The 23,159-nt window shown below is 70.0% G+C and carries 20 protein-coding genes and 1 riboswitch; of the genes, 9 read left to right on the top strand and 11 right to left on the bottom strand.

All coding sequences use genetic code 11. The annotated features are described in order from the left end of the window. Positions 1–3: 3 nt before the first annotated feature. From FMM06_RS04920 to FMM06_RS04905, 4 genes are all read right to left on the bottom strand, one after another. A complete protein-coding gene (locus tag FMM06_RS04920) occupies positions 4–3,063 on the bottom strand; it encodes an efflux RND transporter permease subunit (RefSeq protein WP_143555049.1) in 3,060 nt (1,019 codons plus the stop codon). A 34-nt stretch (positions 3,064–3,097) separates the two neighbouring features. Next, positions 3,098–4,129, bottom strand: a complete 1,032-nt coding sequence (locus FMM06_RS04915) for an efflux RND transporter periplasmic adaptor subunit (RefSeq protein WP_185965044.1) — start codon at positions 4,127–4,129, stop codon at positions 3,098–3,100. A 76-nt stretch (positions 4,130–4,205) separates the two neighbouring features. Continuing rightward, entirely contained in the window at positions 4,206–4,574 is a 369-nt protein-coding gene (gene gp17, locus FMM06_RS04910) for a tail completion protein gp17 (RefSeq protein WP_143555047.1), read from the bottom strand. After that, positions 4,571–4,747, bottom strand: a complete 177-nt coding sequence (locus tag FMM06_RS04905; protein WP_407925183.1) for a hypothetical protein — start codon at positions 4,745–4,747, stop codon at positions 4,571–4,573. The genes gp17 and FMM06_RS04905 overlap by 4 nt, the downstream gene beginning before the upstream one ends. Before the next feature lie 136 nt (positions 4,748–4,883). On the opposite strand from FMM06_RS04905, the gene FMM06_RS04900 reads away from it, so the two are divergent. Next, positions 4,884–5,561 carry a S24 family peptidase gene (locus FMM06_RS04900; RefSeq protein WP_143555045.1) on the top strand — a complete coding sequence of 226 codons (678 nt, stop codon included), beginning with the start codon at positions 4,884–4,886 and terminating at the stop codon, positions 5,559–5,561. 197 nt (positions 5,562–5,758) lie between these two features. Here the strand turns inward: FMM06_RS04900 and FMM06_RS04895 are convergent, their stop codons facing one another. From FMM06_RS04895 to FMM06_RS04880, 4 genes are all read right to left on the bottom strand, one after another. Beyond that, the gene (locus tag FMM06_RS04895; protein WP_143555044.1) at positions 5,759–6,862 is read right to left on the bottom strand and encodes an inositol-3-phosphate synthase; all 1,104 of its coding nucleotides are present in this window, start codon (positions 6,860–6,862) and stop codon (positions 5,759–5,761) included. A 66-nt stretch (positions 6,863–6,928) separates the two neighbouring features. Next, entirely contained in the window at positions 6,929–8,197 is a 1,269-nt protein-coding gene (locus FMM06_RS04890; protein ID WP_143555043.1) for a CDP-alcohol phosphatidyltransferase family protein, read from the bottom strand. Positions 8,198–8,240: 43 nt separating this feature from the next. Further along, the gene (locus tag FMM06_RS04885; protein WP_143555042.1) at positions 8,241–10,601 is read right to left on the bottom strand and encodes a serine/threonine-protein kinase; all 2,361 of its coding nucleotides are present in this window, start codon (positions 10,599–10,601) and stop codon (positions 8,241–8,243) included. After that, positions 10,598–11,152, bottom strand: a complete 555-nt coding sequence (locus FMM06_RS04880) for an ECF-type sigma factor (protein ID WP_143555041.1) — start codon at positions 11,150–11,152, stop codon at positions 10,598–10,600. The genes FMM06_RS04885 and FMM06_RS04880 overlap by 4 nt, the downstream gene beginning before the upstream one ends. Positions 11,153–11,322: 170 nt before the next feature. Between FMM06_RS04880 and FMM06_RS17135 the strand changes: the two genes are divergently transcribed. The 6 genes from FMM06_RS17135 (at position 11,323) to FMM06_RS04850 (ending at position 17,844) form a co-directional block, all read left to right on the top strand. After that, the gene (locus FMM06_RS17135; RefSeq protein ID WP_185965043.1) at positions 11,323–11,934 is read left to right on the top strand and encodes a PEPxxWA-CTERM sorting domain-containing protein; all 612 of its coding nucleotides are present in this window, start codon (positions 11,323–11,325) and stop codon (positions 11,932–11,934) included. Positions 11,935–12,025: 91 nt separating this feature from the next. Beyond that, positions 12,026–12,700, top strand: coding sequence for a PEPxxWA-CTERM sorting domain-containing protein (locus FMM06_RS04870; RefSeq protein ID WP_185965042.1), 675 nt, complete (start codon positions 12,026–12,028; stop codon positions 12,698–12,700). Positions 12,701–12,749: 49 nt separating this feature from the next. Then, positions 12,750–13,460, top strand: a complete 711-nt coding sequence (locus FMM06_RS04865) for a PEPxxWA-CTERM sorting domain-containing protein (RefSeq protein WP_143555038.1) — start codon at positions 12,750–12,752, stop codon at positions 13,458–13,460. A gap of 122 nt (positions 13,461–13,582) precedes the next feature. Then, on the top strand, positions 13,583–14,956 hold the full coding sequence (locus FMM06_RS04860) for an amidohydrolase family protein (RefSeq protein WP_143555037.1): 1,374 nt from the start codon (positions 13,583–13,585) through the stop codon (positions 14,954–14,956). A 302-nt stretch (positions 14,957–15,258) separates the two neighbouring features. Beyond that, positions 15,259–17,034 (top strand): ABC-F family ATP-binding cassette domain-containing protein, encoded by a 1,776-nt coding sequence (locus FMM06_RS04855; protein ID WP_143555036.1) that lies wholly within the window; start codon positions 15,259–15,261, stop codon positions 17,032–17,034. A 63-nt stretch (positions 17,035–17,097) separates the two neighbouring features. After that, positions 17,098–17,844 (top strand): hypothetical protein, encoded by a 747-nt coding sequence (locus tag FMM06_RS04850; protein ID WP_143555035.1) that lies wholly within the window; start codon positions 17,098–17,100, stop codon positions 17,842–17,844. Position 17,845: 1 nt separating this feature from the next. On the opposite strand, the gene FMM06_RS04845 is transcribed toward FMM06_RS04850, so the two are convergent. From FMM06_RS04845 to FMM06_RS04835, 3 genes are all read right to left on the bottom strand, one after another. Next, the gene (locus tag FMM06_RS04845) at positions 17,846–18,919 is read right to left on the bottom strand and encodes a calcium:proton antiporter (RefSeq protein ID WP_143555034.1); all 1,074 of its coding nucleotides are present in this window, start codon (positions 18,917–18,919) and stop codon (positions 17,846–17,848) included. A 5-nt stretch (positions 18,920–18,924) separates the two neighbouring features. Then, on the bottom strand, positions 18,925–19,503 hold the full coding sequence (locus tag FMM06_RS04840) for a manganese efflux pump MntP (RefSeq protein WP_143555033.1): 579 nt from the start codon (positions 19,501–19,503) through the stop codon (positions 18,925–18,927). 77 nt (positions 19,504–19,580) lie between these two features. Next, positions 19,581–19,671, bottom strand: a riboswitch (yybP-ykoY riboswitch). Positions 19,672–19,714: 43 nt separating this feature from the next. Further along, on the bottom strand, positions 19,715–21,016 hold the full coding sequence (locus FMM06_RS04835) for a polyhydroxyalkanoate depolymerase (RefSeq protein WP_143555032.1): 1,302 nt from the start codon (positions 21,014–21,016) through the stop codon (positions 19,715–19,717). A gap of 91 nt (positions 21,017–21,107) precedes the next feature. On the opposite strand from FMM06_RS04835, the gene FMM06_RS04830 reads away from it, so the two are divergent. Then, entirely contained in the window at positions 21,108–21,488 is a 381-nt protein-coding gene (locus FMM06_RS04830) for a hypothetical protein (protein ID WP_143555031.1), read from the top strand. Then, entirely contained in the window at positions 21,485–23,146 is a 1,662-nt protein-coding gene (locus FMM06_RS04825) for a M61 family metallopeptidase (protein ID WP_143555030.1), read from the top strand. Before FMM06_RS04830 ends, FMM06_RS04825 begins: the two co-directional genes overlap by 4 nt. Positions 23,147–23,159 lie beyond the last annotated feature (13 nt).

Below are 23,159 nucleotides of genomic sequence, written 5' to 3'. Positions count from 1 at the left end.
ACGTCAGGCGGCGGCGGCTCGTTCCGGCTTCACATCGCCGCGGATCAGCAGCAGGTACATGACCGGCGTAACGACGCGCGACAGGATCGTCGAGCTGACCAGCCCGCCGATGATCACCCACGCCAGCGGGCCGTACAGCCCCGACCCCGACAGCGCGAGCGGCAGCAGCCCGCCGACTGCGGTCACGCTGGTCAGCAGCACGGGCAGGAAGCGGATCTCGCCCGCCTTCTCGATGGCTTCGCGCAGCGCCATCCCTTCCGCGCGCAACTGCGTCGTGAAGTCGACGAGCAGGATCGAATTCTTGATCTCGATACCGATCAGCGCGACGAAGCCGATGACCGCGGTGAAGCTGATCGAGTTGCCGGTCAGGAACAGCGCGACGATGCCGCCGACGATGCCGAGCGGGATGACGCCGGCGACCACCGCGACCTCGCGGAAGCGGCCGAACTCGATGACCAGCACGCCCAGGATGCCGAAGACCGCGAATGCGATCACCGGTCCCAGCCCGCCGAAGGCGCGCGCGCTGGCGTCGGCCTCGCCGCCGACGACGTAGCGATACCCCTCGGGCAGCTTCACCGCCTTGAGCGCCGCCAACACGTCGGCATTGACCTGCGACGTCAGGAAGCCCGGCGCGACCTGCGACGACAAAGTGACCTGCCGCGACTGGCGCTCGCGCGCGATCTGCGCGGGCGCGCTGTCGAGGCGGGGGCTCGCGATCTGGCGCAGCGGCACCGCGCCGCCGTTGGTCGACGGGATGTAGATCTGGTTGAGCGCCGAGACCGGCTGGGTATCGGCCAGCGGCAGGCGGACGACGACGTTGTAGCTGTCGCCCTCGACATCGCGGAAGCGCCCGGCGGTCTCGCCCACCAGCGCGAGCCGGACGCTGCGCCGCACGACGCCGGGCGCGACGCCGAGCAGCGCCGCCTTGTCGGCATCGACGCCGAGGTCGATGCGCGAGCGGTCGACCGCCACGGGATTGCTGACGTCGCGCGTGCCGGCAACGCCGCGCGTGATCGCCTCCGACTGCGCCGCAAGCGTCTTGAGCACCTTAAGGTCGGGGCCGCGCAGCTTGATCTGGATCGGCGCATCGACCGGCGGGCCGTTCTGGAAGATCTTGATGACCAGCTGCGCGTCGGGGCTGGCGTCGAAGCGCTTGCGCAGCCGCTCGACCAGCGCCGGCCCCTCGGTCGGATGCCATTCGTCGAGCACTGCGAGGACGCCGCCGATGTTGGTACGCTGGTCGTTCGACTGCTGGTTGTAGAAGATTTGCGGGTTGCTGCGCCCGACGTTCGCCATGACGGTCTTGATCTGCGGCTCCCGCTTCAGCTCCGCCTCGACGAAGCGCACGGCGCGGTCGGTCTGCGCCAGTGCCGCACCCTCGGGCGCGTTGACCTGGACTAGGAAGTACGGCGTGTCGGCGGGCGGAAACAGGCTGGTGCCGATCAGCGGGATCAGCCCCAGCGACGCCGCGCACAGTGCCGTGGCGGCGAGCAGCGCGCGCCGCGGGTGGGTCAGCGACCAGTGCAGCGCGGGGGCGTAGAAGCGCTGGATCGCGCCGTTGATGATCTGCAGCGCGCGGTTGCCGTGCTCCTTCTCGGTGCGCGGCAGGATGCGGCTGGCAAGGAAGGGCACGATGGTCAGCGATACCAGCAGCGACCCCGCGACGGTGCCGAACACCGCGACCGGCAGCGAGCGGATGAACTTGCCCGACCCCTCGGGCAGGAAGGCGAGCGGCAGGAAGGCGAGCAGCAGCACCGCGGTGCAGCCCACCACCGCGACCGCGATCTGGCGCGTGCCGTTGATCGCCGCGGTCTCGCGGTCCTCGCCCTCGCGCAGCCGCCGCGCGATATTCTCGACGACGACGATCGAATCGTCGACGAGCAGGCCGAGCGCGATGATGAAGCCGCTGATCGCCAGCTGGTTGAGCGTGAAGCCCGCGAACGACAGCACCGCGCAGCCGATGGCGAGGCTCAGCGGCACCGACACCATGACGACGAGGCTCGCGCGGAAGCCGAGCGGCAGCAGGGTCAGCAGCACCAGCGCCAGCGCGATGGCGAAGTCGCGCGTCAGGTGGCCGAGCTTGATCGAGATGTCGCGCGACTGGTCGAAACCGACCTCCAGCTTGACGTCGGGCGGCAGCGTCGAGCGGAACGTCTCCGCCGTGGCGAGCGCGTCCTTCTGGATGTCGAGGACGTTGAGCCCGGCCTTCTGCGTCAGCGTCACCCAGATCGCGCGCTCGCCGTTGAAGCGCGTCAGCGTCGGGCGCTCCTCGTAGCCCCAGTCGACGGTGGCGATGTCCCGGACCCGGATGACGCGGCCGCCGTCGGCCCGCACCGGCGTCGCGGCGACCTCCGCAACCGAGCGATAGGCGCCGCCTGCCTCGACATTGTAGCGCTGGTTGCCCGACTGCACCGCGCCGGGCGGCAGGTCGGTGCCGCCGTTCTTCAGCGCGTCGGTGACCGTGGTGACGGGCAGGCCGAGCTGCGCCAGCCGGCCGGGATCGATCGCGACGCGCAGCTCGGGCGTGGGCACGCCCCACATCCGCGTGCCGCGCACGCCGTCGACCTGGTTCAGCCGCTCGCGCAGGTCCTTCGCGATCTTCTCGAGACGCCGGAACGACGCGGTCTCGCTGACCAGTGCGAACTGCAGCACCGCCGCCTCGGTGGTGCGGAAACGGCGGAACTCGAGTGGCTGCAGCGACGCCGGCAGGTTGCCGCGCAGCGCGTTCACCTCGCGCACGACGTCATTGTAGTGAAGCTCGGGATCGGTCTCCCAGCTGAACTCGGCAGCGATGATCGACACGCTGTCGCTGGAGAATGACTGGACGCGGTCGATGTCGTCGAGGCCCTGCAGCACGTCCTCGATCGGCTTCGCGACGGTCTGTTCCATGTCCGACGGATCGGCGCCGGGCTGGGTCGCGATGACGAGGACGTTGGGGCCGGTGAAGTGCGGGTCGACCGAGCGCGGGATGCCGACGAAGGCGCTGATCCCGATCGCGCTGAGCAGCGCGAACAGCACCAGCGTGATCTGCCAGCGGCGGACCGCGAAATCGATCAGGTTCATCGCGCGAACATGAATAAGTAAGCGAATTTGACGGTCATCGCGCCACCGCGACGCGCATGCCGTCGCGCAGGCGGTCGACGCCCGACACGACGACGCTCTCGCCGATGTTCAGGCCGCGCGTCACGATCACCGCGCGGTCGCCGAGCGGCCCGACACCGACCATGCGCGTCCGCACGATGTTCGTGGCCGGCGTGTAGACATAGACGAAGCCCTCGTCGGCGCGCGCCGCGAACACCGCGCTGGCGGGCACCGCGACCGGCCCCGCCGCCGGCCCCTGCCCGCCGACGCGCAGCCGCGCGGTGCCGATCAGGCCCGAGCGCAGCCCGGCGACCGGCGGCAGGCGCAGCTCGACCTGGAAGGTGCCGGTACGCTCGTCGCCCCGCGCCGCGATCTCGCCCACTGTCGCGGCGATCGGATTGGGCGACAGTGCGGGCAGCGTAACCGCCGCGCCCTGCCCCAGCCGCAGCTTCGCCAGGTCGGCGTCGCTGACCGGCAGGCGCAGGACATAGCCGCTGCCCGTCTCGCCAAGCACGAGCACCGGCGTGCCCGCGGCGACCATCTGGCCCGGTTCGGCGGCGCGGCGGAGCACGACGCCCGCGGCAGGCGCCACGATCCGGCTGAGGCGCGCGTCGAAGCCCGCCTGCGTGACCCGTGCGCGGGCCGCCACCGCACCCGCCTCGGCGCTCTCCACCCGCGCCCGCGTCACCCAGCCCTGTTCGCCGAGCGTGCGCAGGCGTTTCAGGTCGGCGGCGGTGCGTACGGCCTCGGCCTGCGCCGACGCGCTGGCGGCATCGAGGCCGGTCGGATCGAGCCGCGCCAGCACCTGCCCCGCGCCGACACGCTGCCCCTCCAGCACGCCGATCGCGGCGATCCGCCCGGGCGTGTTGAAGCCCAGTTGCGTCTCGCGCTTCAGGCGCACCGTGCCGGTGATGTCGAGGCTGGCATCGGTTCCGGCGGGCACCGCGGGCGCGATGCGCACGGCGATCGGGGTTTCGGCGGCCGGCGGCGGCGCACCGTCACCGCACCCCGCGACCGCCAGCGCGCACCCGATCACCGCCCTGCGCACGTGCTGCCCCGCCAATTTGATTGCGACTCAACTTATGCGGCGGGCGGCGACATGGCAAGTCGCATCGGCGGCGAAATCAGTCGACGACGGTGACGACCTCGATGACCAGCGCGAGCGCGGCGACGCCGGGATCGGGATCGACGCGCACCGACGCCAGCCGCGCCTCCGCGACGATCTCCCCGGGCAGGTCGAAGTCCGCCTCGGGCAGCAATTCGATCAGCCGGTCGAGCGCGTCGCCGACGGCCAGCGCGTCGCCGTGCAGGCGAAGTTCGAAGCGGTGGCGTTCGCCGTCGAAGGTCGCGCTCGACCAGGGCCGCGAGGTGACGGCCTCGACGACCAGCATGGGGAACATCGGCGTCGCGGTGTCCGGCGGGGCGGCCAGCCGGGCGAACGCCTTGACGAGGCGCGCGGGCGTGCCGCGCAGTGCGAGCAGGCGCGCGCTCATGCCGCCACCGTGGAGCGTGCGGCGATGAAGGCGAGGACACGCGCCTCGGTGCGCGGCCGCGGCTCGCGCCCGCGCCGCAGGTCAAAGACGAAACGCGGATCGCGCGCCGCCTCGCGGCCGAACCGGGTCGGCGTGACGCGGCTCAGGCGCAGGTGCTTCTCGATTTTGGTCAACAATGGTGTCATTTCTTGGCAACTCCCCAGCCCGAATCGTTATAATCTGAGTTAAGCCGGTGAAATCCTACTTGTCTAGGTAAAAACCTAGGCCTATAGAGGTCGTGTGGGGCTTGGAGAGGAGGTCCCGCGGAGTATGGATTACCTGGCCATCCGGAAACGGTTGGACGAGCTTATCGCCGCGCGCGGGGAGGATTATGCCTCGCTGTCGCGGCTGCTCGGCCGCAACCCGACGTACGTGCAGCAGTTCGTCAAGCGCGGGGTGCCGCGCCGGCTGAGCGAGGAGGACCGGCGCACGCTCGCGGCGCATTTCGGGATCGCCGAACGCCTGCTCGGCGGACCCGAGGATCGCAGCCTCGCCGCGGTGATGCCGCGCGCCGACGTCGCACGTGGCAGCGACTATGTGCTGATCCCAACCCTCGACATCGGCGCCTCGGCGGGACCGGGCGCGCTCAACGATGGGGAAATTCCTGTTGCTACCCTGGCGTTCCAGTCGAGCTGGGTCCGCACCATCGCCAGCGGGCGGCCCGAGGCGCTGTCGGTGATCCGCGTCGAGGGCGATTCGATGCTGCCGACACTGGCGGACGGCGACCAGATCGTCGTCGACACCGACGACCGCGAGCGCCTGCGCGACGGCATCTACGTGCTGCGCACCGACGACGCGCTGCTGGTCAAGCGCCTGTCGGTCAACCCCGCCACGCGCCGCCTGTCGATCAAGAGCGACAACCTCGCCTATCCCAGCTGGGACGACTGCGACCCCGCGACCGTCGCGGTGATCGGACGGGTGGTGTGGGTGGGGCGGCGGCTGAGCTGACGCGACCTACCCTCCCCTGCGGGGAGGGTCGGAGAGACACCGCGCAGCGGTGGCCCCGGGGTGGGAAGTGTCGTGCACGCGATGCGTTGCGAGGGGAGCTCTCTGGCGAGCAAGCAGCCCGTGGTTAGACCCACCCCCGGGCCGGCTGCGCCGTCTCTCGCCCCTCCCCGCGGGGAGGGGGCGCTCGCCATGCGAGCTTAGTGCCGCGTCATCCGCGTGATGAAATCCTCGAGCGCGCTGTGGGCCGCGTCGTCGGTCGACTGGACCGGCGGGTGCTTGCAGAAATAGGCGCTGGGCTCGAGGATCGCGCCGCCCTGTCCGCGGTCCTTGGCCAGCTTGGCGCAGCGGATCAGGTCGATCGCGACGCCGGCCGAATTGGGGCTGTCCTCGACCGACAGACGCAGCTCGAGGTTCATCGGCACGCCGCCGAACATGCGGCCTTCCATGCGCAGGAAGCAGACCTTGTTGTCGTTCTGCCACGCGACATAGTCCGACGGCCCGACATGGATGTTCTCGTCGTCGAGCCGGTGCGCGGCGACCGACTGAACGGCCTCGGTCTTGCTGATCTTCTTCGATGCGGTGCGGCTGCGCGCCAGCATGTTGAGGAAGTCGGTGTTGCCGCCGGTGTTGAGCTGGTACGTCCGGTCGATCGTCACGCCGCGCTTGGCGAACAAGTCGGTCAGCGTGCGGTGGACGATCGTCGCGCCCAGCTGCGCCTTGATGTCGTCGCCGAGCAGCGGCACGCCCGCGTCGGCGAAGCGCTGCGCCCAGACGGGGTCGCTGGCGATGAACACCGGGATGTTGTTGACGAAGGCGCAGCCCGCCCTGAGCGCCGCCTCGGCATAGAATTCGGTCGCCAGCTGGCTGCCGACGGGGAGGTAGTTCATCAGCACGTCGGCCTGCGTCTCGCGCAATGTCCGGACAACCTCGTCGAGGTCGGCCTCGGGCAGGTCGGCGGGCAGGAAGGTGCGGTCGGCGGGATAATCGGCCATGTGGTCGGCGACGCCGTCGAGGCGGCGGCCCATCGCGACCGTCGTGCCGGTCGCGCCGACATGGTCGCAGAACACCACCGTGTTGTTGGGCTTGGCAAAGATCGCCTCCGCCACGTCGCGGCCGACCTTGCGCTCGTCGATGTCCCAGGCGGCGACGACGCGCACGTCCTTGGGGCGGTAGCCGCCCAGGTCCCAGTGCATCAGGCCGAGTTCGTCGTTCGATCCGCCGTTGGCATAGTGGCTGAGGCCCTGGACGAGCGAGCTTGCACAATTGCCGACCCCGGCGATCGCGACATTGATCTGGGGCATTAGTGTCCTCTCCGGCGGCATCCGCGCTTCGACAAGCGGGCCGCGACGCAAATAACGGCCCCTAAACTAGCGCTTGCCCCCCGGCAAGAAGTCGTAGGCGCTCGCGGCGAAGTTGGCCGCGACCGTCTCACTATGCGCCTGCCCATATTCGGCCAGCCGCCGGTACAGGCTATACTGCATGATGAAGAAGGTCACCACCGCATAGACGGCGATGACGACGAAACCCGCATACCAGGCGCCGAACGCCGCGAACGGCACCAGGGTCCAGAAGAAGGTGTTGCGCCGCCCGGACACCAGCCGGAAGCGCCGCTCGAAGTCGCCGGCGTCGTCGAGCTGGGCGCCGGTGAAGCGCCGGAAGAACTCGCCGCCCAGCGCCTCGGCGAGCGCGAACAGGATGATCAGCGCCGCCACCAACCACGGCGCGTGCCCCATGGTCACGGCGAAATGCCCGGCAAGTGCCGAGTACCAGCCATATTCGGCGATCTTGTCGAGGACGTGCTCGAGATCGCCCCACTTCGAGAATTCGATGCGCGACCGCGCCAGCTTGCCGTCGACCCCGTCGAGCGGGCCGCTGATCAATGCGAGGATCAACCCCGTCCACAGCCAGCCATAGGCGAACGCCACGCCCGCGACGAGGCTGAGCGCCGCCACGAACAGGGTGACCATGTTGGGCGTGATCGGCGTCGGCCCGAGCAGCCGCACCAGCCCGTCCTCGATCGGCGGATGGACGAAGCGCGCGGGCCAGTCGAGGCAGCCCTTCTGCGCCGCCTTGATTACCGTCGTCGTCGCCTGCGCCGCCTCTTCGGACGTCGCGGGCACCGCCCAGGTCATCGGCACCTCGCGCCGCCGGGCGGGCGCGTAGAGCGGCAGCGCGGCGAGGTCGACGCGGGCGAGGCCCTCCCCCAGCGCGGCGCGCAGCAGCGTCGAATTCAGGTCCCACTCGCCGAGCTCGGCGATGACGCGCCTGACAAGCGCGCCCGGATAGACCGCGACGCCCGCCGCCATCGCGCCGGCATCGATCCGCTCGACCCCGCGGTCGGGCCAGGTCGCGAGCGCGGGTGCGGCCGCGATTACCGCCGCGACGATGCGCTCGTCGGCGACCAGTCCGGGGGCGAGCATCAGCACCATATCGTCGTCGCCGATCAGCGCGGCCGCCGCACCCGGCCCCGGCACCGCCTCGCCGAACCCCGACGGGCCGCCCAGCACCAGCACGCGCTGCGCCCCGGCGTGGCGCGCCTGCCGCACCTGACGGTCGAGCACGGGCCGCCCGACGACGGTCAGCGGCGCGCTGAGCGGGACCTCGGGCGCGGCGGCAAGCAGGGCGATCAGCGGCATCGCCCGCGCTCATACGGGGTGCGACGGGCGCGATGCAATCGGTTCAGGTCGTGAGCGGCACCAGCGCGCCGCCGCTCGCGCACGCCCGGGCGTTGGCGGCGAGCGTCGGGCGAAAGGCCGCTATATTGCCGACCAGGCTGCCCGTCGCCTCCAGCTCGGGCATCGCGGCGCGCGCCGCGGCGACGCTGGCGCACGCCAGCGCCCGGTCGCCGGCCTTGCGCGCGATATTGCCCATCGTGATGTGCGCGAGCAGCAGGCGGTTGAGCGTCGCCGACTTGCGCTTCGGGCCGATCGCGGCGGTATAATCGGCGATCACCCGGCGCTGTACCGCAACCGCCTCCGCCTGCCGCCCGGCATCGCTGAGCGCCTGCGCCTCCGAATTGCGGATCGATCCCGAAAAGGCGCGCAGCGCACGATCATTGGGCTCGATGCGGATCAGCCGGTCGACGCTCGCCCGTGCGGTACCGAGGAAGTGGTTCGCGTCGGCGGTCAGCGCCGGGCTCCCCGACGCCGTGCCGTAGCCGACATAGCCATTGTAGGCGAGCAGGTAGAGGACCATCGGGTCGTTGGGCTGGGCCTCGTCGAGCGCGGTCAGCATCGCCTCGGCGCGGCGGTGCGCAGCGGTGCCGGTCTCGTACTGGTCGGCGAAATAGCCGTGCATGCCGCGGAAATGCTGCGCGGTGGCAAAATCGATTGCGGCGGCGCGCGAGCTACGCTCCGCCGGCGGCCACTCGCCGACCTCGATCTCCATCTGCTCGGCGAGGCGCAGCATCTCGGCAGGCTTGTTGTCCATCACCGCGGCCTCGAACTGCGACTTGCGCAGGCGGCTGCGCGCCGCCATCCACGCCATGTCCCGCGCCGGCACGGGCACTGCGGCGAGAACCTTCGCTGCCTCCTCAAGCATCGTGGCGGTCGTCTTGCCGTCGGTATCGACATGGGCGCTGATCATCGCGCGGTGCGACAGGCCCTCGACCAGCAGCGCCGCCGCTGCCGGGTCGCGCGGCGCGGCGGGGCGCAGCATGGCGATCGCGGTGTCGAGATTGGCGCGCGCCCGGTCGTTGTCGCCGAAATTGGGCTGCGTCGGCACGCCCTGGACCCGCGCCAGCGTGATGAAGCCGCGCGCTGCCTCCTCGCGCACCGCGGGGCTGGTCCCCGGCGACGCCGCCAGCGCCGACAGATAGGTCTGGGCGCGCCCGACCAGCCTGACCCGTGCGGCGGCATTGCCGACGACGCGCGCCAGCTGCTCGTCGAGGTCGAAGATCATGTAGCCGGCGAGCGAGCGCAGCTCCTCAAAGCGCTTCGCCTCGGCGACGCGGGCGCGCTCGGCACGGGCGTAGGACCAGCTCGTTGCCGCCAGCGCGCCCAGGATGAGCAGCAGCGCCGCCAGACTCGCGGCCACGCCGACGCGGTGGCGGCGGACGAACTTCGCGACCGCGTACCTGCGCCCGCCACGCCGCGCCGCGACGACGCCGCCGCTCGCCCAGGCCCGCACGTCGTCGGCGAGCGCATCGACCGAGGGGTAGCGGTCCTCGGGCACGGCGGCGCTGGCGCGCGCGACGATCGCGCGCGTATCGTCGTCGCCCGCCCCGCCGAGCAGCCGGTCGAACAGCACGCCGAGCGAGTAGATGTCGGTCAGCGTCGTCGCGGGCAGCCCGGCCAGCCGCTCGGGCGCCGCGAAGCCCGGCGTCAGGCTGAGCCCCGCGACCGGCGTGCGCGCCGTGGGTGCATCGGGCGGCCGCGAAATGCCGAAGTCGATCAGCCGGGGCTCGCCGTCGGCATCGACGAGGATGTTCGACGGCGTCAGGTCGCGGTGGATGATCAGGTTCTGATGCGCGAAGCCGACCGCCGCGCACACCTTCAGGAACAGCACGGTGCGCGCCGCCAGCGGTGGTGCGCCGACCAGCCAGGTGTCGAGGCGGACGCCGTCGACATGCTCCATGACGATATACGGGGTGCCGTCGGTCTCGCCGCCGTCGAACAGGCGCGCGATATTGGGGTGCGACAGGCGGGCGAGGGTCTGGCGCTCACGCTGGAAGCGTTCGACGAGCGTGTCCGACAGCGCGCCGGGTCGGATCAGCTTGATCGCCACGACATGATCGAAATCGCCTGCCGCGCGCTCGCCGCGGTACACCGCCCCCATGCCGCCCTGGCCGATCAGCCCGGTGATGCGGTACGCGCCGATGCGGTCCGGCAGCGGCGCGTCGACGTCGCCCTGCCCCGCGGTGCCGGTGCGCAGCCGCGCCTCCGCCCCCGTCCCGGCATGAAGCAGCGCCAGGCAGCGGGCGGTGAGCGCCTCGTCGTCACCGCACTGGTCGCGCAGCCAGGCCTCACGCGTGGCGGATGGTCGGTCGAAGGCGGCGTCGAGCAGCGCCAGCGCGCGCCCGTCGAGATCGTCCTTCCTCAAGTCTCGCTGAGCGCGTCGAGCAGCCACAGCCGCGCCGCCGTCCAGCGCCGCTTCACGGTCGCCTCCGAACAGCCGAGCACGGCGGCGATCTCGGAGATCTCCATGCCGCCGAAATAGCGCATCTCGACGATCTCGGCGCGCTCGCGATCGATCCGCGCGAGGTCGTCGAGCGCGTCGGACAGCTTCTCGACGCTCAGGTCGGGCTCGCCGTGCAGGCCGGTGTGCAGCTCGACCTTCTCGTGCTCGCGCTTGTTGCGGCGCTTGGCGCGCAGATGGTCGAGCAGCGCGCGGCGCATCATCGTCGACGACAGCGCCATGAAATGCGCGCGGTCGGCCCAGGCGATGCGGTCGAGCGCGACGAGGCGCATCACCGATTCCTGGACGAGATCGCCCGTCGACAGCGAAACGCCGCGTTCGCGCCGCAGCATCGCCGCCGCCGAGCGCCGCAGATCGGGGTAGAAGATTGCGAACAGCTGGTCGCGTGCGTCGCGGTCACCGCCACGCCATGCGCCGAGCAGCGCCCGCGAATCGCACTCGTACCCTACCGACATGGCCGTTACGTTAAGGGTGCGGGAAGACTTGGGAACCCCGAAACTATCGCATCACAAAAAATTCTTTACCGGCCTGAGCCGTTTGCCCGATCGGCGGAGCCTTGACCCTGCGAGGCCCGCGAAGGTCGCGGTGCACGGGGTACAGGGGTATTGCGATGCTTAAGACTGGGATGACCGCCGCACTTGCGGCGACGATGCTGCTGGCCGGGCCCGCCGCCGCCGTGACGGTGACGGGCGCGAAGACGATCCGCATCACCAACCTCGTGCCGACCTGGCTGCAGGTCGGCGAGGTGCAGGCGATCGAGGCAGTGACCGGCACCAATGTCGCGCTGACGAGCAACGGCGGCACGGCGACCGGCAGCGGCAACTACGACACGACCTCGACCCCCGACAAGGCGATCGACGGCCTCGCACCCGTCTCCTACCCCTTGATCTATCATTCGGACAGCGCAGCGGCAGAGGAGTTCCTGCTGATCACCCTTGCCGCGCCGACCAGTCTCTCCAGCCTGACGGTCTTCGGCCGCGCCGACTTCGGCAGCCGCGACCTGTTCGGCATCACGATTTTCGACAGCCTCGGCGCGACGCTGTTCAGCGGCCAGCTCGACAATCGCGCGCTCGCAGGCGGCGGCAACACGCTGACCTTCGACGTCGCCCCGCCCGTCGGCGGCGTGCCCGAGCCTGCCAGCTGGGCGCTGATGATCGGCGGCTTCGGTCTGGTCGGCGGCGCGATGCGCCGCCGCGGCGCGAACGCCGACGGTCTTGCGTCACGGGCAGCGGCTTAAGCCGCAGAGACGAGGCGCCCGACCGGCGGGTCAGGTTGCGCTCCATCGAGCAACAGGGAGATTGGTCATGCGGAATGAATTGAAGGCAGGTTTGGCGCTCTGCGGCATGGCTTTGGCCGTGCCGACAGCGGCTGCGGAGATCGTCGCTGCGGGCACGGCCGGCACCACTGGAGCGACGGCGCTGTACCTGACGCTGCCGTCCGAACTGACGGCTTCGGAGGCGCTCACCGTGGAGGAGACGGCGTCGTTCCTCGGTCGGCCCGACGACGTGCATACCGGCATCGGCAGCGGCTTCATCACGTATGACTTCGGCAGCTTCCGCCTCGTCGACGGCGCGGGAGCCGATTTCAACGTCTACGAGGTCGATTTCGGAACCGTCGAGTTCGCCTCCGCCGACATCCTGGTCAGCGCCGACGGCTTAACGTTCTTCAACGTCGAAGGAACAGGCGTTGCCGCCGTCGATCTCGCCGGCGACGAGACGCACAGCGTGGCGACGTGGCGACGCTCGTACGATCTCGGAGCCGCAGTCACCGCGCTCGGCGTATCGCAATTTCGCTTTTTACGGCTCGACGGAACATCTTCGGGCGGGATTTCAGGCAATAACGGTTTCGATCCCGACGCGGTCGCCGGCATCAACTTCATCGATCTGACGCCCCCCGTCGGCGGCGTGCCCGAGCCCGGCACCTGGGCGCTGATGATCGGCGGCTTCGGCCTGGTCGGCGGCGCGATGCGGCGCCGCACGGCCCTGGCGACGGTCGCCGCCTGATCCGCTCCGAACCCGCACTTCTGACAACCACAAGTTAGGGGACTCAACCATGCAGAAGACACTGATCGCATTCGCGGCCGCTCTCGTCGCGGTGCCCGCCAGCGCCACGATCCTGACCTTCAATGTCCAGGGCGGCGTCAGCGACGGCAAGCTGCTCGCGCAGACCTACGGCGACCGCGCCACGACGTCGCCCGACGCCAACGGCCACAGCTACGGGTTCGGCAGCGAGGGCACGACCGCCAATGTCGTCGTCGACTATGGCACGACGGGCGAAGTGCCGGCGCTCTGGACGACCAATTACAGCGGCCTGACCAACGTCTATTACAACGAGGTCGACGGCGACACGACGCTGACCGCACGCTTCACCGCCGATGCCGGCTATGACGTTCGCCTGTTCGGCTTCGACCTGGGTGCCTATTTCGTGAACCAGGCTATCCCGGGGCTGCGGATCACCGATCTCGCGACCTCGACCGTGCTGTTCCAGACGGGCTCGACGCTGATCACCAATGCCGCACCGTTCAGCTTCGACTTTTCGAGCAACCCGCTGACGGGGTCGCAGCTCGAGCTGGTCATCGATCTGACCGGGCTGGGCGGGGCGAGCGACAATATCGCCCTCGACAATATCCGCTTCGGCCAGGCGCTGGACGTGCCCGTCGTGCCGGGCGTGCCCGAGCCCGGCACCTGGGCGCTGATGATCGGCGGCTTCGGCCTGGTCGGCGGGGTAATGCGCCGTCGCGGGGTGGCGACGGTCGCCGCCTGACCAGGGCGAGCGCGCGGGCGGTTCGGACCCTGCCGCCCGCGCGCCCTTCCTGGCCACCCCTGCCGATTGACACGCCGCCGCGCCGCGCCGCACGATGGTGCTGGGTTTGCGGGGGAATATCGATGCGTGTGTGGATGGGCCTGGCGGCGGCGCTGATCGCGACGGCGGCGCAGGCGGCCGACCTGAAGGCGCTGGTCGGCGGGCGGCTGATCGACGGCAACGGCGGGCCGCCGCTGGCGAACAGCGTGATCCTGGTCGACGGCGGGCGCATCACCGCGGTCGGCACCGTCGCCACCCTGCCCGTGCCGGCAGGAGCCGAGGTGATCTCGACCGAGGGCATGGATGTGCTGCCGGGCCTGTGGGACATGCACGTCCACCTGATGCTCAATGGCCATGCCGACTATGTTCATTGGGACAAGGCGTACATCCAGCGCTGGCGGAACGAGATCATGCCCGCGGGCGCGGCGCAGCTGCTACTGGCCGGCGTTACCAGCGCGCGCGACCTCGGCGGCACGCTCGACGATTCGATCGCCGTGCGCGACGCGGTCGCCGCCGGGCGCATCCCGGGCCCGCGCCTCTATGTCTCGGGCCCGTTCCTCCAGAAGAAGCCCTATCCGGGCACCGAGGCATTCCGCTGGGGCATCAAGGACGCCGCCGACGCGCGTGCCAAGGTCCGCCAGCTCAAGGCTGCGGGAGTCGACATCATCAAGATGGTCGACCAGGACGAGCTCGGCGAACCCACCGCGCGTGCTCTCGTCGACGAGGCGCACAAGGTGGGGTTGAAGGTCGTCGGGCACTCGCATCTGCCCGAGGAGATCCGCCTGGGCCTGCGCATCGGGGTCGACAATTTCGAGCATACCGGGCTGGGCGCCGCGCCGCGCTACCCCGACGACATCATGCTGCTGATCGAGGCGCGCGCTGCCGAGGGGCGCGTGCGCGGCAGCCCGCTGTACTGGACGCCGACGATCAGTGGGCTGTTCAACCTCAACCGCCTCGTCGCCAACCCCGAGAAGCTCGACGACAAGTGCTGGACGCGCGGGCTGAAGCCCGACACGATCGCCGACATCAAGGCGTCGATCGCGAAGCCGGACGCGCTCGACTACAACCAGCTGACGCCGAAGCGGAAACCGACGCTCGACACCAAGTTCGCGCAGCTGCGCAAGTCGGGCGCGATCCTGCTGATCGGCACCGACAGCGGCATCCCGATGACCTTCCACTGCCAGTCGACGTGGAACGAGCTCGACGTCTGGGTCAACAAGCTCGGCGTGCCGGCGATGGAGGCGATCCAGTCGGCGACCTACTGGCCCGCCAAGTTCATGGGCGTCGAAAAGACCAGCGGCACCGTGACGCCGGGCCGCCACGCCGACATCATCGCGGTCCGCGGCGACGTGCTGGAGACGATCGCCCTCCTGCAGAACGTGCCCTTCGTGATGAAGGGCGGGGTCGTCTACAAGCGCGACGGGCAGCCGGTGGAGGCGGCGCTGGGGGCGAAGTAGGGGGTTCCCATCGAAAGGCAGCCATGATGCGCCTTGTTCGATCGCTCCTGAGTACCCTCCGCGGCAGCCGGTCTGCGCCCTCGGTCGATCAGCCTGCTGAGGATCAATCGTCCTCACTCAGCGACGAAGAGGGGCAGACTATCAGGATCGCCGCTGCACACGGTATGCGCCGCACCTTCCTCAAGCGCGCCGGACAGCCCGACTAGCAGAGCGCATCACGCGTAACGTCCGCTTTCAACCCATAACCACGTCGGACGCCACGCTGGCGCTTCCCCCCACCCTCCCCTACATGCTGCACTGCAATGGCAGCCCCCCTTCTCTCCCTCGAAAACATCGGCCTTAACCAGGGCACGAAGTGGCTTTTCCGCGGCCTCGGCCTGTTCGTGGGGGAGCGCGATCGGCTGGCGCTGGTCGGGCGCAACGGGGCGGGCAAGACGACGCTGCTGCGGCTGCTCGCCGGCACGCTCGAGCCCGACGAGGGGCGGCGGGTGCAGCGGCCCGGCGCGAAGATCGTGCTGCTCGAACAGGATCCGAGCGTCGCGGGCTTCGCCACCCTGCGCGATTTCGCGATGGCCGAGCCCGATGCGCCCGAGTTCTACGAGGTCGATGCGATCGCCGACCAGCTGGGGCTCGATCTCGACCGCGATGCAGCAACAGCGTCCGGCGGCGAACGCCGACGAGCAGCAATTTGCCGCGCGCTGGCGCAGGCACCCGACCTGCTGCTCCTCGACGAGCCGACCAACCACCTCGACATCACCGCGATCGAATGGCTGGAGACGCACCTGCAGCGCTTCAAGGGCGCCTTCATCGCGATCAGCCACGACCGCATGTTCCTGTCGCGCCTGACCAAGGCGTGCGCGTGGCTCGACCGCGGCACGATGCGGCGCGCCGAGATCGGCTTCGGCGGCTTCGAGGCATGGACCGACGCGGTCACGGCCGAGGAGGAGCGCAACGCCGAAAAGCTCGACACCAAGCTCAAGCAGGAACTGCACTGGTTGGCGCGCGGCGTCACGGCGCGGCGCAAGCGCAACATGGGCCGGCTGGGCAAGCTCGACGAGTTGCGCGCCACCCGCAAGGCGATGACCGGGCCGCAGGGCGTCGCCAAGCTGCAAGTCACCGCTGAGGAGACCAAGACCAAGATCGTCATCGACGCCGAGCACGTGAACAAGTCGTTCGGCGACCGCGCGGTGATCAAGGACCTGACCCTGCGCGTCCAGCGCGGCGACCGCATCGGCGTGATCGGGCCGAACGGAGCGGGCAAGACGACCTTGCTTAAACTGCTGACCGGCGAACTGGCGCCCGATTCGGGCCGTATCCGCCGCGCCAAGACGCTGCAGGGCGTGCTGATCGACCAGCAGCGGGCATTGCTCAGCCCCGGCAAGACGGTGCGCGACGTGCTGGCGGACGGCGGCGACTGGGTCGAGGTCGGCGGCGAGCGCAAGCACGTCGTCGGCTATCTGAAGGACTTCCTGTTCACCGCCGACGTTCTCGACGCCAAGGTCGAGACCTTCTCGGGCGGCGAGCGGTCGCGGCTGCTGCTGGCGCGCGAGTTCGCCCGGCCGTCGAACCTGTTGATCCTCGACGAGCCGACCAACGACCTCGACCTCGAGACGCTCGACCTGCTGCAGGAGGTCATCGACGACTACGCCGGCACGGTGCTGCTGGTCAGCCACGACCGCGACTTCCTCGACCGCACGGTGACGATGGTCGTCGGCCTCGACGGGTCGGGCACCGCCGACGTGGTGGTCGGCGGCTATGCCGACTGGCAGGCCAAGCGCAAGGCCGACGCCGCGCCGCCCCCGCCGCGCGCGGCTGCCGCGCCGGTGGCGGTCAAGCGGACCGTCAAGCTGACCTATATCGAGCAGCGCGAACTCGACGGCGCGCCCGCGAAGATCGAGGCGCTGGGCAAGGCGATCAAGGCCGCCGAACTCGCGATGGCCGACCCGGCGCTCTATGCCCGCGACCCCAAGAAGTTCGACGCGCTGAATGCCGAGGCCGAGGCCAAGCGCCGCGAGGTCGCGGTGGTCGAGGAACGCTGGCTGATCCTGAGCGAAAAGGCCGAGGGGTTGGCAGCGTAACGACTTTGCCTGTAACGGGGGTGACGCGCTGTTTGGTGCGGGGCTACGGGGGTAGGCAAACACATGAAACTGCAGATTCTGGCGGCGATGACGCTTGGCGTCGCCGCGGCGCCCGTTGCCGCTCAGCAGGCCACGCCCGCGGCTCCGGCAGACAACGCAGCGCCTGCTGCACCTGGGGCCGCGGTCGCGCCGACGGTCGATGCCCCGTGCGAACTCCACGTATGGCCGACCCAGAACTATCTCGGCTTCAACTCCGGCCTGTTGTCGGGTTTCGGCGTGATCGGGGCAATCGCCGATGCCGCTGCCCATGACGGGCGCGTCAAGTCGGTCAAGGATCTGATGGCGGAATATCTGGGCCCCGATGTCCAGCTCGCTGAGCTCAACAAGATCGGCATCGCCGAAACACTCAAGCTGCGCGGCTATAGGATCGTGATCCAACCGCCGACGCCGTTCAACGAGGATGTGAAGAAAAACCCCGAACTCAAAGCGAAGGTCAAAGCCGACAACGCCCGGATCAAGGCCAAGCAGCGCCTGAGCGCCTCGACCCACGGCTGCTACGCCGAGCTGATCACGACCTATATCTTCTACCACAAGGCGGCCATGTACGGCAGCAACCTGTTCACCGGCTGGACCTACCGCGAGTTCGGCGACAAGCCATTGGCGACCAAGACAGTGGTCGGACAGGTCAAGAATCCGCTCGAGAATTTCCCGCCGAAGACGCCGGAGATGGTCGAGGCAGCGAAGCTGGAACTCCGCGATGCCTTCGCGAAGGACTTCGTCGAGTATGTGCAGAAGAAGGTAGCGCCCTAGCCTAGGGCACTATCGTCGTGAACAGATAGACGCCGAAGATGACCAGGTGGACGGTCCCCTGCAGGATCGTCGTCCGACCGGTACCGAGCGTCAGCGTCGCGACGAGCAAAGTCAGGAACAGCAGCACGATGCTCTTGGCATCGAGGCCGAGGGCGATCGGCAGGTCGATCAGCAGCGACAGCGCGGCGACCGCGGGGATTGTCAGCCCGATCGTCGCCAACGCCGAGCCGAGCCCGAGGTTGAGGCTGGTCTGCAGCCGGTTCGCCAGCGCCGCGCGCACCGCGGCGACGCTTTCGGGCAGCAGCACCAGCGCCGCGATGATTACGCCGACCACGGTGCGCGGCGCCCCGAGGGCTGCGACCCCCGCCTCGATCGGCGGCGCCAGCGTCTTGGCGAGCAGCACCACCGCGACCAGGCACGCGACGAGCAGCAGCGCCGATACCGCGGTGCGCGCGTTCGACGGCGGGGCGGCGTGGACCTCGACATCGGCAGCGAGCGACGGCTCAGGCAGGAAATAGTCGCGGTGGCGTACCGTCTGCACCGACACGAAGGTCGCGTAGAGCAGGAACGACACGACCGCGACGAACGCCAGCTGCGACGGCGCATAGACGGGCCCCGCCTCGCTGACGGTGAAATTGGGCAGCGCCAGCGTCAGCACGGTCAGCGCGCACAAGGTGGCGAGCGAGGCGCTGACCCCCGACTGCTGGAACACCTGCTCGCGGTGGCGCAGCGCGCCGACCAGTATGCAGACGCCGACGAGGCCGTTCAGGATGATCATCACCGCCGCGAACACCGTGTCGCGTGCCAGCGTCGCGGCGTTCGACCCGCCCGCCGACATCAGGGTGACGATCAGGCCGAGCTCGATGATCGTGACCGCGAGCGCCAGTAGCAGCGTACCGAACGGCTCCCCGACGCGGTGCGCGATCAGCTCGGCGTGATGGACGGCGGCCAGCACCGCGAGGATCAGCGCGACGCCGAGCACCGCGATCGGCACGTCGACCATCAGGCTGGCGACCACGACGACCAGCGCGAACACCGGCCCGGCCCACGTCCACTGGCGGATGGTGCTACCCATGCGGATCAGGCCTGTCCGGACAAATGCTGCCACAAGATCAAGCTGCCGATGCCGATCAGCGCGACGCCGCCAAGCACCTCGGCGTAGCGCCCCAGATACGGCCCTGCATGCCGCCCGAGCAGCACGCCCCCCGTCGCGACCAGCGTCGTCACGCCGCCGATGATCAGGCAGGCGACGACGATATCGACGTCGAGCACCGCCAGGCTGACCCCGACCGCCATCGCGTCGATGCTCGTCGCCAGCGCGGTCAGGACGAGGCGCAGCGGCGCGCCACTGCGCGGAGCGATGTCGGCCGTATCGTCGTGCGCCTGTGCCGCCTGCCACAGCATGTGACCGCCGACGACGGCAAGCAGCCCGAACGCCACCCAGTGATCGACCGCCGCGATCCAGCTGCTGAGCGCCAGCCCGATCGCCCAGCCGATCGCCGGGGTCAGCGCTTCGAAGAAGCCGAACACCGCACCGATCTTCAGTGCATCGGTGAGGCGCGGCCGCGCCGGTGCGCACGCCCCCTTGCCGACGGCAGCCGCGAAGGCGTCGACCGACAGGCTGAGCCCGAGGACGGCGAGAGTGACGAGACCGGTCATGATGCAGTCCAGGGCCAGGGCAAGCGAACGGCGGGCACCGCCCCGGCCGAGGGGGCAGCACCGCCGTTGGTCTTGCCGGGCGGCCATCGGCCGCTGCCTGCGCCACGGACCGTCACCGGCCCAAGCATGTTGACGCAGGCCCCGCTCGCGCGGGTAGCTACTCCCCAAGGGAGGCCCTGATTACCGCGCGGGGGGCCGGCGTGCAACAAGCTCAGGCGTGCGCCACCGCATCCACGTCCGCGTCGACCTTGGCGCTCGGCTCGGGCAGCACCGCGATCGGCGCGCGGCCCGCGGCGTCGTGCTTGCGGATGAACGCCTCGACGACCGGCGCGATCTTGTCGCGCCAGCGCTTGCCGTTGAAGATGCCGTAATGGCCGGCACCTTCGGCCATGTAATAGTCCTTGGCGTCCGCAGGCAGGTTGACCGCGAGGTCGAGCGCCGCCTTGGTCTGGCCGAGGCCCGAGATGTCGTCGCGCTCGCCCTCGATCGCCAGCAGCGCGGTGCGGCGGATGTCGGCCGGGTTGGCGACCTGGCCGCGATGCTCGAACTCGCCCTTGGCGACGAGCTGGCGCTGGAACACCGCGTCAATCGTCTGCAGGTAGAATTCGGCGGTCATGTCCGACACCGAGCGATATTCCTCGTAGAACGCCTTGGTCGCATCGGCGCTGTCGTCCTCGCCCGCGACGAGGTGCTTGAACATCTCGAAGTGCGATTTCATGTGGTTGGCGAGGTTCATCGACAGGAAGCCGCTGAGCTGCAGGAAGCCCGGATAGACCTTGCGGCCCGCGCCCGGATAGATGTTCGGCACCGTCGCGATGACGTTCTGCTCGAACCACGCGAAGGGCCGCTGCGTCGCGAGATCGTCGACCGAGGTCGGTGCCTTGCGGGTGTCGATCGGGCCGCCCATCATCGTCAGCGTCGCCGGGCGCGCCGGATGATCGTTCGCCTCCATCAGCGCAACCGCAGCATAGGCGGGCACCGCGGGCTGGCACACCGCCAGCATGTGCGCGCCGGGGCCGACGACGCCCATGAACTCGATCAGATAGTCGACGTAATCGTTGAGGTCGAAGCGCCCCTCGCTGACCGGCACGTATTTGGCGTCGCGCCAGTCGGTGATCCACACGTCGTGGCCGGGCAGCATGCGCTCGACCGTGCCGCGCAGCAGGGTCGCGAAGTGCCCCGACATCGGCGCGACGATCAGCACGCGGGGGTCGCCGCGCGAGCCGCCCTCACGAACGAAATGCTTGAGTTGACCGAAAGGCTTGCGCAGCACGATCTCCTCGGTGACCGTGACCGCCTGGCCGTCGACCAGCGTCGTCGGCAGGCCGAAATCGGGCTTGCCGCGCGCCGCGGTAGCATGCGCGAAGACTTCGAGGGCGCGGGCGATGACCGGCGAGGTGCCGACGTACGACATCGGGTTCGCCGGGCTGAGCAGCCATTCCGACGCCTGTTGCGCCGCCGCCCCCGCACCAGCCAGCCACGAGCGTTGCAATTCATAGGCGTTATACAGCATGCATGGTCCTCGAACGCGGCCCGCGCGGGCCCCAACCGCGCATCCTTGCCACAACGCACTTGCAGCATAAAGCGCTAACGAGTGGAGACACATGCCGCCGACCCTGCGCTACAGCCTGACCGGAATTGCCGCGCTCGCCGCGCTGAGCGGCGTGCACGCGGTGCGTGACGCGGGTGCCGGGGACAACTGGCTGATGGGCATCGCGCCGAACCTGTGCGCGGCAGTGGCGATCCCCTTCGTCGCGCTGGGCATCTGGGTCGACCAGCGGCGCGACGCCGGCCGCCGCACGACGCTGCGCGCCTTTGCCTGGTGTGCGGCGGGCAGCCTGTCGGGGCTGGTCGTGTGGGAACTGGTGCAGCGCAGCACAAGTGGACTGGTATTCGATCCATGGGATCTGCTCGCGACGGTCGTGGGCACGGGTCTCGCGGCTGCGCTGATCGTCGTGCTCGCGCCGGCGGAGCGTCCGCAGTGAGGCGTAGTTTCGCGGCACTCGCCGCCCTCACCCTGCTGGCAGCCGCGCCTGCACCCGTCACCTATCGCCTGTCGCCTGTCCTGACCGACGGCGCGCTGAGCGCAGTGACCGTCGAGATCGGCCTGACCGGCGACGCCGACGGCACCACCGTCCTCGCCCTGCCCGACGATTTCGGCGGCGTCGACGATCACTGGAAGCTGCTCGGCAGGATCACGGCGACGGGCGCGCAAATCAGCGGCACGGGGGCGAAACGCACCCTGACCGCCCGCCCCGGCGCGCCGATCCGGGTGCGCTACACGGTCCGCACCGCCTATGCCGCCGACCCCGCCGAGGCCGAGGGCAACCCCTACCGCGGCGCGGTCATCCGCCCCGCCTGGTTCGCCTCGCTCGGCGAGTTCCTGTTCGCAACGCCGGAGGGGCGTGACGGCGCGGCGGCGCGCTTCGCATGGGTGGGCTGGCCCGCGGCGTGGCGCACCGCATCGGACCTCGATCATCCCGGGCTGACGGTCGGCGAGATCGGCGACAGCAGCCTGCTCGCCGGGCCCGATGTCGTGGTGCGCACCCGCCCGATCTCCGGCGGCACGCTTCGCCTCGCGACGCGGGGCAGCTGGGATTTCGACCTCGACACCTACGCCGACACGATGGCGCGGGTGATCGGCGCGCAGCGCGACTTCTGGGGCGACGTGCGCGGGCCGTTCACCGTGACCCTGTACGAGCTGGCGCCCTCGCCCGGCAGCCTGTCGTCGGGCGGCACCGGGCGGTCGGACGGATTCGCGCAATATGCCGGCGGCAAGACCCAGGCGGCGGATCTGCTCCGCAACATCGCGCACGAGCATATCCACACCTGGATCGCGCGCCGCCTCGGCACTTTGCCCGACGGCCCAAGCGAGGCGGGGCTGTACTGGCTCAGCGAAGGCTTCACCGACTTCTACGCTGCGCGCACTTTGCTGCGCTCGGGGCTGTGGGGGCCCGACGAGTTCGTCGCCGACCTCAACGCCATCCTCGTCGCGCTCGCGACCTCGCCGGTGCGCGACGCGCCCAACGCGCGCATCGTCGCCGACTTCTGGCGCGACCGCCGCGTCGAGCGGCTGCCCTACCAGCGCGGCGCGGTGCTCGCGCTGCTGCTCGACGAGCGGACGCGGGGGCGCGGCGGGCTCGACCGCATCCTGTTCGCGATGCGCGACGCAATGCGGAGACCCTCGAAGCCTGCGCTGCGCGCCAACTTCATCGCCGCGGCGCGGCGCTCGGGGCTCGACGCCCGGCCGCTGCTGACGCGCCATGTCGATGCGGGCGCGCCGGTCGTGCTGCCGCCCACGCTGTTCGGCGGCTGCGTGCGCGTCGAGAACATCCAGCTCGCGGTCTTCGACCCCGGCTTCGACCGTGACGCCAGCGCCAAGGCGGGCGCGATCACCGGCGTCGATCCTGCCGGCCCCGCCTATGCCGCGGGCCTGCGCGACGGCATGAAGCGCCTGGCGCGCATCGCAGGTACCGAGGGGGACTCGCGCAAAACCCTCAGCTACCGCATCGCCGACGCCGCCGGCGAGCGCGTCATCGCCTGGTTGCCCGCCGGACGCACGCGCGTCGCGCTGCAACAGCTCGTCCTCGCCCACCCCCTGCCGGCCGGATGCGCGAGGGCGATGGGCGGCGCCGCCGATTGAGCGGCGCTCAAAC

This window comes from Glacieibacterium frigidum, from assembly GCF_007097155.1.
In the GTDB taxonomy this organism is placed as follows: Bacteria; Pseudomonadota; Alphaproteobacteria; order Sphingomonadales; family Sphingomonadaceae; genus Glacieibacterium; species Glacieibacterium frigidum.
Note: the sequence above shows the minus strand (reverse complement) of the source record. Positions and strands in the feature narration are given on the sequence as shown.